The organism is Photobacterium rosenbergii (genome assembly GCF_003026455.1).
GTDB classification, from domain to species: Bacteria; Pseudomonadota; Gammaproteobacteria; order Enterobacterales; family Vibrionaceae; genus Photobacterium; species Photobacterium rosenbergii.
In genome coordinates this window covers 162,797-176,138 of sequence record NZ_PYMB01000002.1, presented here as the reverse complement: position 1 = coordinate 176,138, position 13,342 = coordinate 162,797, and the positions used below count along the sequence as shown (strand labels likewise).

Sequence of the window (13,342 nt, the reverse complement as noted above, 5' to 3'; positions counted from 1 at the left end):
CAACAAACAATCGAATGAATCTGACCTAGTCAATTGCACCAAGAAGGGAGCAGTAGCTGCTCCCTTCTGATATTACCCAGTAAATTAGGCAGTTAACTTTAACCACCTATTTTCGGGTTTTAATTACAAATCGTCGGAATTTGAGACAACACTAGGTCACCTCTGATTCACGAAAAATAAGGTTCTGAGCGCCGATGTTTCTCTTCAGGACTAGAAGGAAGCACGGAGTTTATACGCATAAATGAGTACTTCCGACACCGCCATGGAGAGAAACAGCCAGCTCAGGGCCTTATTTCAGGATTTTGATGTCAGGCTGACCAACTTCCAGCTCCTGAACATGCCAATCTAGGCCGATTTCAGGCATGGTTTCTAGGAACGGATCTGGGTCAAGCTGTTCCATGTTGAACACGCCTTTGTCAGCCCACTTGCCACGGAAGTACTGTAGTGCAGCCGTGATCGCTGGTACACCTGTGGTGTAAGAGATCGCTTGGTGCTCAACGTCTTCGTAAGCAACTTCGTGGTCGGCATTGTTGTAGATGAACACGCTGCGCTCTTTGCCGTCTTTCTTACCCTGCACCCAAGTACCGATACAGGTTTTACCTGTGTAGCCCGGAGCTAGAGACGTTGGATCTGGCAGTAGTGCTTTTAGTACGTGTAGCGGCTGAACAACAGTGCCATCGTGCAGTGTTAGCGGATCTGGGCTTAGTAGGCCGATATCACGCATGCAGTTGAAGTAGTTCAGGTACTTGTCACCAAAGCCCATCCAGAATTCGATACGCTTAGCTGGGATGAACTCTTGCATTGAACGAACTTCATCGTGCGCCATCGAGTAAACTTTGTGCGAGCCCACTAGCGGGAAATCGAACTCAAGCATACGTGAGTGACACGGTACTTGTTTCCACTCTTCGTTTTCCCAGTAAAAAGAATCACCCTGGATTTCCAGCATGTTGGTTTCTGGGTCGAAGTTGGTTGCGAACTTCTTACCGTGGTCACCAGCGTTAACGTCCATTACGTCAATGGTGTCGATTTCGTCGAACAGGTGCTTCACTGCGTATGCAGCGAATACAGAAACTACGCCCGGATCGAAGCCCGCGCCTAGGATACCTGTGATGCCAGCTTCTTCGAACTTCTCGCGGTAGCCCCACTGCCAGTCGTACGCTTGTGGTACTTGCTGACCTTCAGAACATAGGTCTACTGCCACAGAGGTATCTAGGTAAGAAACTTTCGCTTGGTAACAGGCTTCCATGATGGTCATGTTCACCCATGGAGGACCAGCGTTGATCACAAGATCAGGCTGAACTTCTTTGATTAGTGCCACTAGTGCATCAACGTCGTCGGCATTGACCGCACGTGCTTCTAGTTTCTTGGATGGGTCTTTCAAGTTGTTCTTTTTCTTGATTGACTCAATGATTTTCTCACACTTACCGATTGTGCGAGAAGCAATCGTGATATCACCAAGAACTTCGTTATTCTGAGCTGCTTTATGTGCAACTACCCAGCCAACACCACCAGCACCAATCTGTAGAATTGCCATTTCTATTTATTCCATAACTTAATGAGTGAGTGTTCGGCACAGCGTTTAAGCCCGCTGTGCCGTACCAATTAATTAACCTAGTTTGCGCTCAGCTTGAGCTGCAACCTGGTTGATTTCTGTTAGTAATGATTCAAAGTCAGACAGGGTCAGACATGGGTTCAAAATCGTGAACTTGAGGGCGACTTTGCCATCTACCACGGTTTCACCCAGTACCGCCTTGCCTTCAACAAGTGCGTCAATGCGTAGTTGTTTGTTAATTCCATCTAGTGCCGACTCTTCGTTGTTGCCGATGTAACGGAACAACACTGTCGATAGAGCCGGATCTGCCAGCAGTTCAAACTCTGCCGACTGGTTAATCATGTCTGCGACCTGCTGTGTCTGGTTCAGTAGGTGATCGTACATCGCACCTAGAGACTGAGGGCCAACACACTGCATTGTCATCAACACTTTTAAAGCGTCGAAACGTTTGGTGGTCGCGATTGACTTGTCTACCAAGTTTGGCAGCAAATCATCTTCACGGTTCAGGTAATCTGCATGGTGAAGAAGGTATTTGAAGTTTTCTTTATCTTTAATCAGCACTGCACCACAGCTGATTGGCTGATAGAACAGTTTATGGAAGTCAACACTCACGGAGTCGGCCTTCTCGATGCCGTGCAGACGGGTCTTGTGGCGGCTCAAAATCAAAGCACCACCGTAAGCGCCGTCGACGTGCAACCATAGGTTGTGCTGCTGGGCAACATCTGCCATACCGGTCAGATCATCAATTGCGCCGTGGTCAGTCGTTCCTGCCGTACCAACCATTGCAAATGGCAGCAAACCATCGTTCTTCAGGGTTTCAATGGTGTTAACCAAAGACGCTAGCTTGATAGTACCGTCAGGGTTGGTATCCACTGTTACCACAGCATTTTCACCCAGCCCCATCAGAGACGCTGATTTCTGCACGGTGAAGTGTGATTTCTTCGAGCACAAAATGCGCATTTTGCCTGCGTAATCAGGTAGACCTTGCTTCTGGATATTGTGACCAGAAATAGTATCTGCCGCCCAATCGCGTGCCAGCAACAAGCCCATTAGGTTTGATTGCGTACCGCCACTGGTGAAAACACCGTCTGCTTGACTGCCCAGCTGGTAAAGCTCACATAGCCAGTCCACCACTTTCTGCTCAACAAAGGTTGCCGCGCTTGCCTGATCCCAAGAGTCCATCGACTGGTTAAGGGCAGCAATGAAAGCTTCTGCAGCCACTGCCGGAAGCAATGGTGGTGTGTGCAAGTGCGCAATACAGTGCGGATGCTGGACCATGATGGAGTTCTTGGCAATCAGCTCACCAGTTTGCTCGATCACCAAGTCCAAAGGCATTTGCTGGTTATCCAGATCAATGTTGTTGATCATGGTTTTTAGCTGCTGAGGATCCATACCTGAGTATGGTGTCTTGGTATTTTCGAATACGTTTTTCAGCACTTGCGTAGTCTGGTTCAAGGCCGCTTCGAAAGTATCCGCACCGCCTTTACCGGTATGGATGAAGTGGTTGCGCCAATCCGCAGCTTCTGCAATCACAGGCTCTTTAACTTTCGCTGGGCCTGCAGTCGCAATGATGGCCTTGCTCAGGGCATCAATGGCGAAATCAAGCTGCTCGTAAGAGATGATCAGCGGCGGTAGGAAACGCAGTACTGAACCCTGGCGACCACCTTTTTCGATGATCAGACCACGCTCAAGCGCTGCACGCTGAATCGCAATCGTCAGTTCTGGATCAGCTTCTGGCTCACCGAATTTGTTCTTCGAACCATCAGGCTTACAGATTTCAATACCCAGCATCAAACCTTTACCACGTACTTCGGCAATACAGTCGGTGTACTGGGCAATGCGCTCTAAACCTTCGCGTAGGTATTGGCCTGCTTTGTGAGCATGTTCAACTAGGTTGTCACGACGGATAATCTCAAGCGCTTTTGCACCGGTTGCCATTGCTAACTGGTTACCACGGAAGGTACCCGTGTGCTCGCCTGGCTTCCAAGTATCAATTGACTTATCAAAGATAAGTACAGACATCGGTAAGCCGCCACCAACGGCTTTTGACAAACATAGGATATCAGGCGTGATACCTGACTCTTCAAAGGCAAAGTTAGAGCCGGTCTTACCGATACCACACTGGATCTCATCAAAGATCAGCAGGATGCCGTGCTCTTGTGTAATACGGCGTAGTTCACGTAGCCAGAATGCAGGGGCTGGGATTACACCACCTTCGCCCTGTACTGGCTCAACAATGATAGCCGCAGGCTTTTGCACACCGCTCTCATCGTCATTAAGCATGCGCTCGATGTAACGCAGCGTCTGCTTGGCACCCTCATCACCGTGAATGCCAAACGGGCAGCGTAGGCTGTATGGGAAAGGTAGGAAATGAACATCGGCCATCAGGCCTTGGCGGCGCGCCTTGGTACCTAGGTTACCCATCATCGCCATGGTACCGTTGGTCATACCGTGATAAGCGCCGTGGAAAGCCGCCATGGTATTACGGCCAGTCGTTTGCTTAGCCAGTTTGATCGCCGCTTCTACGGCATCGGCACCCGATGGGCCACAGAACTGGATGCGTGCATTTTTCGCAAACTCATCTGGTAGGAAGTTCATCAACTCTTTGATGAACTTATCTTTCACCGGCGTGGTGATATCCAATGTCTGGTATGGCAGGCCGGCTTGCAACTGATCAACAATTGCCTGATTAATTTCAGGGTGGTTATAACCCATTGCCAAAGTACCGGCACCAGCAAGGCAGTCCAGAAACAGTTGACCACGGCTGTCTTCGACTAGCGCACCTGAAGCCTTGGCAATAGCCAGAGGCAAACGACGTGGATACGATCGCACTTCGGATTCATAATGCTCTTGACTAAGCAGCAACTCGTCAGGTGTTAGGTCATAAACACCATTAACAACAGGTACATTCGACGCGAGTTTTAGCTCGTCAAGGTCAAACACATTACTCATGTTCTTTTCCATTTGAAACACTGTACCCCTTGTCCTTTCCCCATTGATAACAATGTCAAAGATGATTTTTGTTCAACACAACAAACACCCCGCGAAAGACGGAGTGGATTTAGCGAGAACTGGGAAGGTATCAAGGTTCGGCACAGTTGCATCTTGCCATCTTGCATAGATGCATTGACTATAAACAACCGATTGCTTGCGCGCTCGGCGTGACCGAAAACAAACTGATTAGCCAGACAAACGTTTGCCTAGACGCCACACGTCAACAACGACAGCATGCGATCAGAAAGTTAAAAACCAGTGAATGTGATCAGGAAGATCAAGGCTCAGTAATAATACTGCAGTTGGGTAAGACAAAGCTGATTAGAGTTTTAAGCGTAATAGTATTCACAGTTGGGTTCCTTCAATATGCGCCTGAGTTCTTCTTACAGGTCTGCATTATCAATGCCCTTCTACTAACCCTAATCAGGTTAGTACCTACGGCGTACCAAGAGGCAATCAGCCCGAATACCGCTTGATACAGTGTGCCCCAGAATGTCCATCTGAGATTGCGCTGAAAAGTAACACACCAGATATGTGTATACCAGAAATATTTAATCGAATTATGTGTCAAAATCTAACTTCGAGATCGTTGACCAATAAATTAACAGTAGCAGAACAAAACCCCTAATTATTTAGCAAAAACTAGCACAACATGAAGCAGCTCACCAAATTCACCAGTTTCATATGCTACTGTTTTAGCAGAATATTGCTGTTACTAAGGAATGCCTATGAGACACATTGTTCGATTCTCCCCTCCCTCAGGAACCCAACCCTGAGTTCAGGCTGCTGCTAACGGTCTGTTCAGCGCCTTTTATTCTACCGCCAAACACCACCAACTCCTTTCTATTCCCGATCCTGGCCCCAGCTGATTTCTCATTTAGCTCTCCAATCCCGTTTGAAATAACAAGGAATGATTATGGAAATCTTAATGGGTGTCGCCGCCCTACTCGGCGCGCTGTGTCTTTTTTCGTTGTTTAGCTTCAAGGCCCCCAACGGCAGCGCGGCTATGAGTGGGCTTGCCGATGCGGCGATTGCGACTTTTTTGGTTGAAGCCATCCATAAATATGTCATGGGTAACCTACTGGGTATTAGCTACCTCGCTGACTTTGGCAATATGGTCGGCGGGATGGGCGGTATCGCTGCGGCGACACTGGTTATGCTGCGAATGGGCGTACAACCTGTGTATGGCATCGTAACCGGGCTGGCAATGGCCAACCTCGGTATCCTAGAAGGCTTTATTGTCGGCTATCTGTTTTCCTTTGCTGCCCCGCTGTTCAAAAAATACCTGCCCGAAGGGGTGGATGTCATTTTAGGGGTGCTGACCCTTGCCCCACTTGCCCGGTTAGTCGGTATTTTTATCAGCCCGGGACTCGAAGTGTTAATGGGCACCTTAGCCAGTATGATCACTGAAGCCACATTACTGTCGCCTATCGCTATGGGCTTCTTGCTCGGCGGCCTGATCAAAATGGTATGTACCTCGCCATTGAGTTCAATGGCATTGACCGCCATGCTGGGATTGACCGGATTACCTATGGGTATCGCGGCGATTGCGTGTGTCGGTGGTTCATTCACCAATGGCTATATTTTCCACTCGCTCAAGCTTGGCAAATCCAGTAACACGATCAGTGTCATGCTAGAGCCATTGACCCAAGCCCATATAGTGACAAGAAACCCAGTACCTATCTTTATGTCTAATTTTATAGGAGGGGCTTTGGCTGGGGTTATTGCCGCTTATTTCGGTATCATTAATGACGCTCCAGGTAGTGCCGCACCGATACCGGGCCTACTCGCCTCGATCGCCTTCAACGAACCGCATACCCTGCTCATGGCTACTGTTGCCGCAGCCATTGCTGGTTTGGCAGGAGGAATTATCGGTAACCGCATTTACAACAAATTGCTGGCTGAACGTATACCTCTGCAACACTTTGCTAACGGCTAATATGAAAAAACCGCTAGCCAAGGTTGTTGGCTAGCGGGTCTATTATTTTTGGGTCTTATGATTAAGCCGCTACGCTTTGCTGACCTAATGTACGCAGATCGTCCATCGTTTCGGCGTAGCTTTTCTCTTTGCCGAACAGGCCTGCGGTGCCCAGAACAAAGTACTCTACCTTGTCTTGTAGCTTTTCAATCACTTCAGGGCTAATTGCACCATCAATGGCAATTTTAGTATTTACACCCTGCTCTTCAATCATCGAAATAATACGCTCGATACGGCTATAGGCGTTTGGAATAAATGCTTGACCCGCGAAACCAGGATTTACCGACATCACCAATACCACATCGGTTACATCCAATACGTCTTCAATCGTGCTAAGTGGTGTGCCCGGGTTAATCGCCAAACCCGACTGGATCCCTTTAGCCTGGATGTTACCTAGGGTACGGTGAAGGTGTGGTGGCGCTTCAGCGTGAACATACATCAACTTAGGGCCTAGCGAAGCAAACAGGTCGATAAACTGATCCGGATTTGAAAGCATTAGGTGGACATCATAATCAATATCACTTAGTTCGCGGATCGCTTTGATATCTTCAGGACCCAACGCAAAGTTTGGCACAAAGTGGCCGTCCATCACGTCGATATGCAGCATATCAACGTTGGCTTTTTCTAGCTCTTTCAGCTCTTGAGCCAATTTAGAAAAATCCACACACATCATAGAAGGACAAAACTTAGCCATGGTACTTCTCCTCAATCGCTGCGATTTGGTTAATGCGGTTTTGGTGGCGTCCACCTTCAAATTCAGCATTCAGCCAGTTATCAATGATCATCTTTGCCAGCTCAATACCAATCACCCGTGAACCAAACGCCAAGATGTTGGTGTTGTTGTGCTCTTTAGAAAGCTGTGCTGTGTAAGGGTCGCTACATACCACTGCACGAATACCCGGTACTTTGTTCGCTGACAGTGAAATGCCAACACCCGTACCACAAATCAAAATACCTAGATCAGCTTGCTTACCCACGACAGCTTCAGCCACTGCCAAACCATATTGCGGGTAATCCGTCCGTTCAGTGGTAAACGCACCAAAGTCTTCAACTTCAATCCCTTTACTCTCTAAATGGCTGATTACTAGATCTTTATGCTCAATGCCTACGTGGTCACAACCGATAGCGATTTTCATTTTTGCTCTCACTGATAACTAAACCTGGCTATAGTTTACAAAAAAATTTACCACTGTAAACACTATAAATTTTACAGAATAGCATTCACAACTCTAACGCATTGAATTTAAAAAATATAAAAGTTCACAAAATAATTTACCAATATAAAAAGTTCACGAAATTGTTTTTTCTGTGACTTAGATCGATGTTAAAGCGGCTTTTGGCTGATAATTTAATAGGGAGTTAACCAATGACTGTGAAGGGTAGACAAGATGTCATATTCAATGATTGCCGAAGAGATTGTCGGCTCCCTCGGCGGGGCAGATAATATTGTTTCAGTAGCGCACTGCGCCACACGTTTACGTGTAATGGTGGCAGATGAAAACAAGATAGATAAAAAGCGCATTGAAGATACTGAGAAGGTAAAAGGGGCCTTCTTCAACAGCGGCCAATACCAAATTATTTTCGGTACCGGTACCGTCAACCGCGTATTTGAAGCGATTGAAGGTTTGAAATTAACAGTAGCGAACAAAGACCAACAACGAAAAGCTGCTGAGAAACAGGGGACGGCTTTCCAACGTGCTATCCGTACCTTTGGTGATGTATTCGTTCCAATTATTCCTGCACTTGTGGCGACAGGCCTGTTCATGGGTCTGCGCGGCTTGCTGATGCAAGAAGAAATTCTGGGGCTATTTGGCCTTACACCAGAAACGATCCCGCAAAATTTTGTACTTTATACCCAGATCCTAACGGATACTGCGTTTATCTTCCTGCCAGCGCTTATTGCCTGGTCAGCAGCGAGAGTGTTCGGGGGGACGCCACTGATTGGCTTGGTACTGGGTATGATGCTGGTCTCCCCTGCTCTGCCTAATGCCTGGTTGGTTGCCTCCGGGGAGCTAGACCCGCTAATGTTCTTCGGTTTTATCCCGGTACTTGGCTACCAAGGTTCAGTCATTCCAGCATTTATTGCAGGTATGGTCGGGGCAAAACTCGAGCGCCGGATCCGCAATATCGTACCGGAAGCTCTGGACTTGGTGGTTACTCCTTTCTTGACCCTGCTGATCATGATCACCGCGTCGCTGTTTGTTATCGGTCCAATCTTCCACTGGCTGGAACTGATTATCCTGTCTGCGACACAATTCATGCTTGATCTGCCTCTGGGCCTGAGCGGTATTTTGATTGGTGGCTTCCAGCAGATTGTTGTTATGACCGGTGTCCACCACATCTTCAACCTGCTTGAAATCCAGTTGCTGACAAACACTGGGGCCAATGAATTTAACGCCATCATTACCGCAGCCATTGCCGCGCAGGGTGCAGCTTGTTTGGCCGTCGGCCTGAAAACCCAAGACAAGAAGCTCAAAGCGCTGGCTATGCCTTCTTCGCTATCAGCATTCCTAGGTATTACCGAACCGGCGCTATACGGTGTAAACCTTCGCTTCTTTAAACCCTTCATCATGGGATTGATTGGTGGTGCTGTAGGTGGTTTCTTCGCTGTCATGTTCGGCCTCAAAGCAACCGGTATGGCAATCACGGTTATTCCGGGTGCCCTGCTTTACCTCAATGGCCAGATGCTCGGTTACCTAGCCGTCAATGCTATCGCTATCGCAACCGCATTCTCACTGACTTGGATGTTCGGTTATTCAGACAAGATGCTTGATAAATAAAATTGTTAAAAGCCCCCTAACTGGGGGCTTTGGAGATCCAATGAAAACAACAACCGCTAACGCCGATCAGCGATACATCAATGACGTACTTGCCATCGCCATGAACCAGTCATCACAGTCAATTAATGACCCGTTCCGCCCGGCTTGGCACTTCGCCCCGCAGTTTGGTTTACTCAACGATCCTAACGGTCTTGCCCACTTCAACGGTGAGTACCACCTTTTCTACCAGTGGAACCCTAAAGCCTGCCAGCATGGAGCTAAAGCCTGGGGCCATGCAACCAGTAAAGATTTAATCAACTGGTCCCATCAACCGTTAGCCCTCGCGCCAACAGAAGAGTATGAAACTCACGGTTGTTATTCAGGCTCAGGCCTAGTAGTCGACGGTAAGCTAGAGCTTTTCTATACCGGTAATGTGAAGTTTGAACAAGGCGGAAGGACCGCATACCAATGCCGGGCCACTCTCGAGGCCGGCAAACAGGTTGAAAAGCAAGGGATCGTGCTGCCCCTGCCCGAAGGATACAGCGGCCATGTTCGGGATCCTAAAGTCTGGCAATACCAAGATGCCTTTTACATGGTGCTCGGTGCTGAAGATCTTAACTACCGTGGCAAAGTCATTACTTACCGCTCTGATGATCTCAACAACTGGGAAATGATCGGGGAGATCTTTGGTGATGGCGTTGGCAGCCAACAATCTGATGATTTCATGCTCGAATGCCCCGACTTGTTACCACTTGATGATAAATATGTCCTGATCACCTGTCCGAAAAACTGGGTTGAAAAAGGCGGCAAAAAAGTTGAAACCTTTGATGTGACTTACCATATCGGTAACTTCGACCACCAGACAGCAAGCTTCGAGCACAGCAATGGTGTCTTGATGGATCATGGCTTTGACTTCTATGCCCCGCAAACTTTCGAAGATGAAGCAGGCCGCCGTATTCTGTTTGGCTGGATGGGCAAACCCGACGAGTTTGAGCCCTACCAACCCACTATCGAGCTAGGTTGGATCCACCAGATGACCTGTGCCCGGGAGCTGACCATTCGTGATAATACCCTTGTACAAAAACCGGTTAAGGAACTAGAAGCCCTTCGCCATGATCAGTTGCAATTTACTGGGCTTAACCAGCAATTCTCCGGCCTATCTGCCGAACTCATCCTTGAACAACTAGAGGGGGCCAACATCAGGCTGGATATTGCTGATGATTTCTATATCGAATCCAACCCAAATGGGCTCGTCACCTGGCGCAAAAACCTTAAAACAGCCGAATGGGAATCCATCATCTGGCAGGGAACAGTGAATTCACTTCACCTACTCCGTGATCACTCTTCAATTGAAGTATTTATCAATGGCGGTGTTGCAGTATCGACATCCCGCTTCTTCGGTCTCGGGCTGGGTGAAGAGATGAATATTGGCTTTGAGCTCTCAAGCAACAAAGAGATAGCAGCCACCCATTGGCAATTGTCAGCCTAATCCAAGGAGGCTACGTCCAGTAGCCTCCATGACTAATCGAGGGTCACTATGTATAATGATGCGATTGCTTCAAAAGGAATGATACTGTCTGTGGATCTTAACCAAGTAATTCCAAATATTCGCATGCGCCTTCCCTCGCTCACTCGCACCGAGCAGTCGATCGCGGAAAACTTTTTAAAGCCGCACTTTTTACAAAAGTCTACGTCTATAAAAGAAGTCGCCGAACGCCTGGGGGTATCTACTGCCTTAATCGTGAAAGTATCGAAAAAGCTTGGGTTCAGCGGCTTCAAGCAATTGAAAGATGCTCTCAATGCCCAGCACCAGTCAGATACCTTTTTAGCTAGTGAGCAGTTGGAGCCGGATGATTCTTGCGAGCAGATCATCACCAAGGTGCTGCAGAACTCTATCAACGCCCTGACCGAGATCCTCAACTTCGTTGATGCCAAGATGGTAAGTGCAGCGGCTGATGCCATCGTCAATGCCAAGAACATCGAGCTTTATGCCGCTGGCGGTTCAACCATCATCTGTGAAGACTTCCAACATAAGCTGTTGCGTTTCGGTATGCGAGCGTCAGTTCCTCGCGATAGGCACCTGATGCTAATGTCTGCCAGCGTACTGAGCAGCAGCGATGTTGTATTGGTTGTTTCTCACTCTGGCCAAACCGTTGACTTGATGGATGCTGTCCGTTTAGCTAAGCAGTCCGGCGCCAAAATTATTTCCATCACCAACAACTACCACGCCGAGCTTTCCCAGCTTTCTGATTATCCGCTGTATGCCCCAGCCTCTCCCGAACCCCTGCTGGGCAAAAACGGCACGGCACGTTTAGTCAAATTGGCAATGATTGATAGTCTGTACGCCACTATCGCTGGAAAAATCCCAGAGCAAGTAGAGGATAACCTCGAAAAAACGACCAAAGCTGTCGCTCTCCTGCACCGATAGGCCATACAGCCATAGTATTATCTAACCCCACCATTGATGTGGGGTTTATTTTCTCTTCATTAATGTGCAATTAAGCGTGCAATAAATATCACTTCATGTGGGTAATTGATGACATTGAGTTACTCCCCCTACAATTCTAATAATTCACTGTAGATTTGTTTTATTTTTAATATACAAATTACCGTAACAAAATATAATTAACGTACACAATAAAAATACTACAATCAAATACTGCGGAATTATTTTAATTTGTCAGCATCCGCAATTAGCAGGGACTATTACAATGCTAGCTTATGATTACTACTGTGAAGTAATCGCATTTAATATCAAGCAACTCCGTGAGATCAAAGGATTAACTCAATCAGATATGGCCCAATGTATCGGGGTGTCGAGAAAGACAATTCTAGACATTGAATCCAACAAGACCTCTTTGAAAGTGAAGACGTTACTCAAGATTGCAGATTGCCTCGGCTGTAACGTTGTTGAGCTTTTACATGAACCCAGCCAACCTCTTCTATCAGGAGATAAGATAGTAAATATGCTGTCAGAAGGTGGGATTTCACTCATTGACACCAAGAGTGAGGCGTAGAGTCGCTTAGGATAAGCAGCCAGGATGAGCTTAGGACATACGTCTTAATCGCTTATCTTGGCTATCGCAGAGTATGCTATTTGGAGTTATTGACAACCATCAAGCCATTGTTTTCAAAAATCTCAATAATTCGATTTCCCATACCCGAATCATTGTCTCTTTTTGAGATTCCCAGTACATCGGTAATTTCGCACTTTAGACAATTACAAATCCGATAAAGCGTCGACAGCTTAATATCTGATTTGTTTGATTCTATGTCTATATAGGTCCTTCTCGAAACATTAATACATTTGGCGACCTGAATTTGTGTTTTGCCACGAAACTCACGAAGGGTTTTAATTCTGTGGGCTAGAAACTCAGGTTCATAGTTATTAAGTTGCATCTATCCTTACCGATTTATTTTCAATACTTTCAAACGCTCCGAGTGAAAGTAACTAATTGCCACCATATGGTGCAGAATGATTTAAACGAACAAAACATTCTCAATGTGAAGGAATTATACTTTCATTCGAAATACATGTAAATTATTCAACCAATATCACATTATCAACAGTAAGTGCAGGGTGTTTTTCATTATAACCATGACAATCAAACGCTTGCTAGCACAAAAGCACTTTTTCTTATCCAAACAAATCTTTACATCATTTTTATTGATACTACGGCGTATTATGCCATAATGTGCCCATCTTGATGATTTAAGCCTTATCAAGAGTTCTACATTCTTTTACCGTCGTACCCTTTTTGTACGACGGCTTTTTCTTTCCCGGTGTCTCAACTGCACGTTACTCATACTTCCCTTCTTTGTTCGCATCTAATACTTTGTTCCTTTCCCAAACTAACCGGTTCTCATCGTTATTATTGCTGTGCAGAAATTATGGGCAGCTAGGCATGAATTGAACAAAAGTTGGATGAGGGTATTTGGGGGCTCTATAGCGTGAACAAACGGCGGGATGCCTAGGCAGATTCACTGTGAAGTAGCAGGTAAAATGAAGGCTGTTGGTTAGCAATGATGCTAGAAAGCAGATACAAAAAAGCCCACAAG

10 protein-coding genes are annotated in these 13,342 nt (G+C 46.9%); 5 read left to right on the top strand and 5 right to left on the bottom strand.

Features of this window, described 5'->3' with window-relative positions; translation table 11 throughout:
- Positions 1-289: 289 nt before the first annotated feature.
- Together C9J01_RS07795 and C9J01_RS07790 are read right to left on the bottom strand one after the other, a co-directional pair.
- Positions 290-1,534, bottom strand: coding sequence for a carboxynorspermidine synthase (locus tag C9J01_RS07795; protein ID WP_107297578.1), 1,245 nt, complete (start codon positions 1,532-1,534; stop codon positions 290-292).
- 72 nt (positions 1,535-1,606) lie between these two features.
- Positions 1,607-4,504: a pyridoxal phosphate-dependent class III aminotransferase gene (locus C9J01_RS07790; RefSeq protein ID WP_107297577.1), complete on the bottom strand. Its 2,898-nt coding sequence runs from the start codon at positions 4,502-4,504 to the stop codon at positions 1,607-1,609.
- A gap of 958 nt (positions 4,505-5,462) precedes the next feature.
- Here C9J01_RS07790 and C9J01_RS07780 point away from each other — a divergent pair.
- Positions 5,463-6,485 carry a PTS sugar transporter subunit IIC gene (locus tag C9J01_RS07780; protein WP_107297575.1) on the top strand — a complete coding sequence of 341 codons (1,023 nt, stop codon included), beginning with the start codon at positions 5,463-5,465 and terminating at the stop codon, positions 6,483-6,485.
- Between the two features lie 61 nt (positions 6,486-6,546).
- Here C9J01_RS07780 and rpe read toward each other — a convergent pair whose 3' ends face one another.
- Positions 6,547-7,218 (bottom strand): ribulose-phosphate 3-epimerase, encoded by a 672-nt coding sequence (gene rpe / locus C9J01_RS07775; RefSeq protein WP_039468557.1) that lies wholly within the window; start codon positions 7,216-7,218, stop codon positions 6,547-6,549.
- Positions 7,211-7,660, bottom strand: coding sequence for a ribose 5-phosphate isomerase B (gene rpiB, locus C9J01_RS07770; protein ID WP_107297574.1), 450 nt, complete (start codon positions 7,658-7,660; stop codon positions 7,211-7,213). The genes rpe and rpiB overlap by 8 nt, the downstream gene beginning before the upstream one ends.
- A gap of 252 nt (positions 7,661-7,912) precedes the next feature.
- Between rpiB and C9J01_RS07765 the strand changes: the two genes are divergently transcribed.
- The 4 genes from C9J01_RS07765 to C9J01_RS07750 all read left to right on the top strand — a co-directional run bounded on the left by C9J01_RS07765 (position 7,913) and on the right by C9J01_RS07750 (position 12,300).
- A complete protein-coding gene (locus C9J01_RS07765; protein ID WP_107297573.1) occupies positions 7,913-9,304 on the top strand; it encodes a sucrose-specific PTS transporter subunit IIBC in 1,392 nt (463 codons plus the stop codon).
- Between the two features lie 40 nt (positions 9,305-9,344).
- On the top strand, positions 9,345-10,772 hold the full coding sequence (locus C9J01_RS07760; RefSeq protein WP_107297572.1) for a glycoside hydrolase family 32 protein: 1,428 nt from the start codon (positions 9,345-9,347) through the stop codon (positions 10,770-10,772).
- Between the two features lie 48 nt (positions 10,773-10,820).
- The gene (locus tag C9J01_RS07755) at positions 10,821-11,711 is read left to right on the top strand and encodes an SIS domain-containing protein (protein WP_201797810.1); all 891 of its coding nucleotides are present in this window, start codon (positions 10,821-10,823) and stop codon (positions 11,709-11,711) included.
- 283 nt (positions 11,712-11,994) lie between these two features.
- On the top strand, positions 11,995-12,300 hold the full coding sequence (locus C9J01_RS07750; RefSeq protein WP_237156905.1) for a helix-turn-helix transcriptional regulator: 306 nt from the start codon (positions 11,995-11,997) through the stop codon (positions 12,298-12,300).
- A 76-nt stretch (positions 12,301-12,376) separates the two neighbouring features.
- Here the strand turns inward: C9J01_RS07750 and C9J01_RS30160 are convergent, their stop codons facing one another.
- The gene (locus C9J01_RS30160) at positions 12,377-12,682 is read right to left on the bottom strand and encodes a helix-turn-helix transcriptional regulator (RefSeq protein ID WP_107297571.1); all 306 of its coding nucleotides are present in this window, start codon (positions 12,680-12,682) and stop codon (positions 12,377-12,379) included.
- Positions 12,683-13,342: the final 660 nt, after the last annotated feature.

Bases quoted from the DNA above. Each gene is read 5' to 3' on its own strand.
- C9J01_RS07795 (WP_107297578.1), bottom strand. From the start codon at position 1,534: ATGGCAATTCTACAGATTGGTGCTGGTGGTGTTGGCTGGGTAGTTGCA.
- C9J01_RS07790 (WP_107297577.1), bottom strand. From the start codon at position 4,504: ATGAGTAATGTGTTTGACCTTGACGAGCTAAAACTCGCGTCGAATGTA.
- C9J01_RS07780 (WP_107297575.1), top strand. From the start codon at position 5,463: ATGGAAATCTTAATGGGTGTCGCCGCCCTACTCGGCGCGCTGTGTCTT.
- rpe (WP_039468557.1), bottom strand. From the start codon at position 7,218: ATGGCTAAGTTTTGTCCTTCTATGATGTGTGTGGATTTTTCTAAATTG.
- rpiB (WP_107297574.1), bottom strand. From the start codon at position 7,660: ATGAAAATCGCTATCGGTTGTGACCACGTAGGCATTGAGCATAAAGAT.
- C9J01_RS07765 (WP_107297573.1), top strand. From the start codon at position 7,913: ATGTCATATTCAATGATTGCCGAAGAGATTGTCGGCTCCCTCGGCGGG.
- C9J01_RS07760 (WP_107297572.1), top strand. From the start codon at position 9,345: ATGAAAACAACAACCGCTAACGCCGATCAGCGATACATCAATGACGTA.
- C9J01_RS07755 (WP_201797810.1), top strand. From the start codon at position 10,821: ATGTATAATGATGCGATTGCTTCAAAAGGAATGATACTGTCTGTGGAT.
- C9J01_RS07750 (WP_237156905.1), top strand. From the start codon at position 11,995: ATGCTAGCTTATGATTACTACTGTGAAGTAATCGCATTTAATATCAAG.
- C9J01_RS30160 (WP_107297571.1), bottom strand. From the start codon at position 12,682: ATGCAACTTAATAACTATGAACCTGAGTTTCTAGCCCACAGAATTAAA.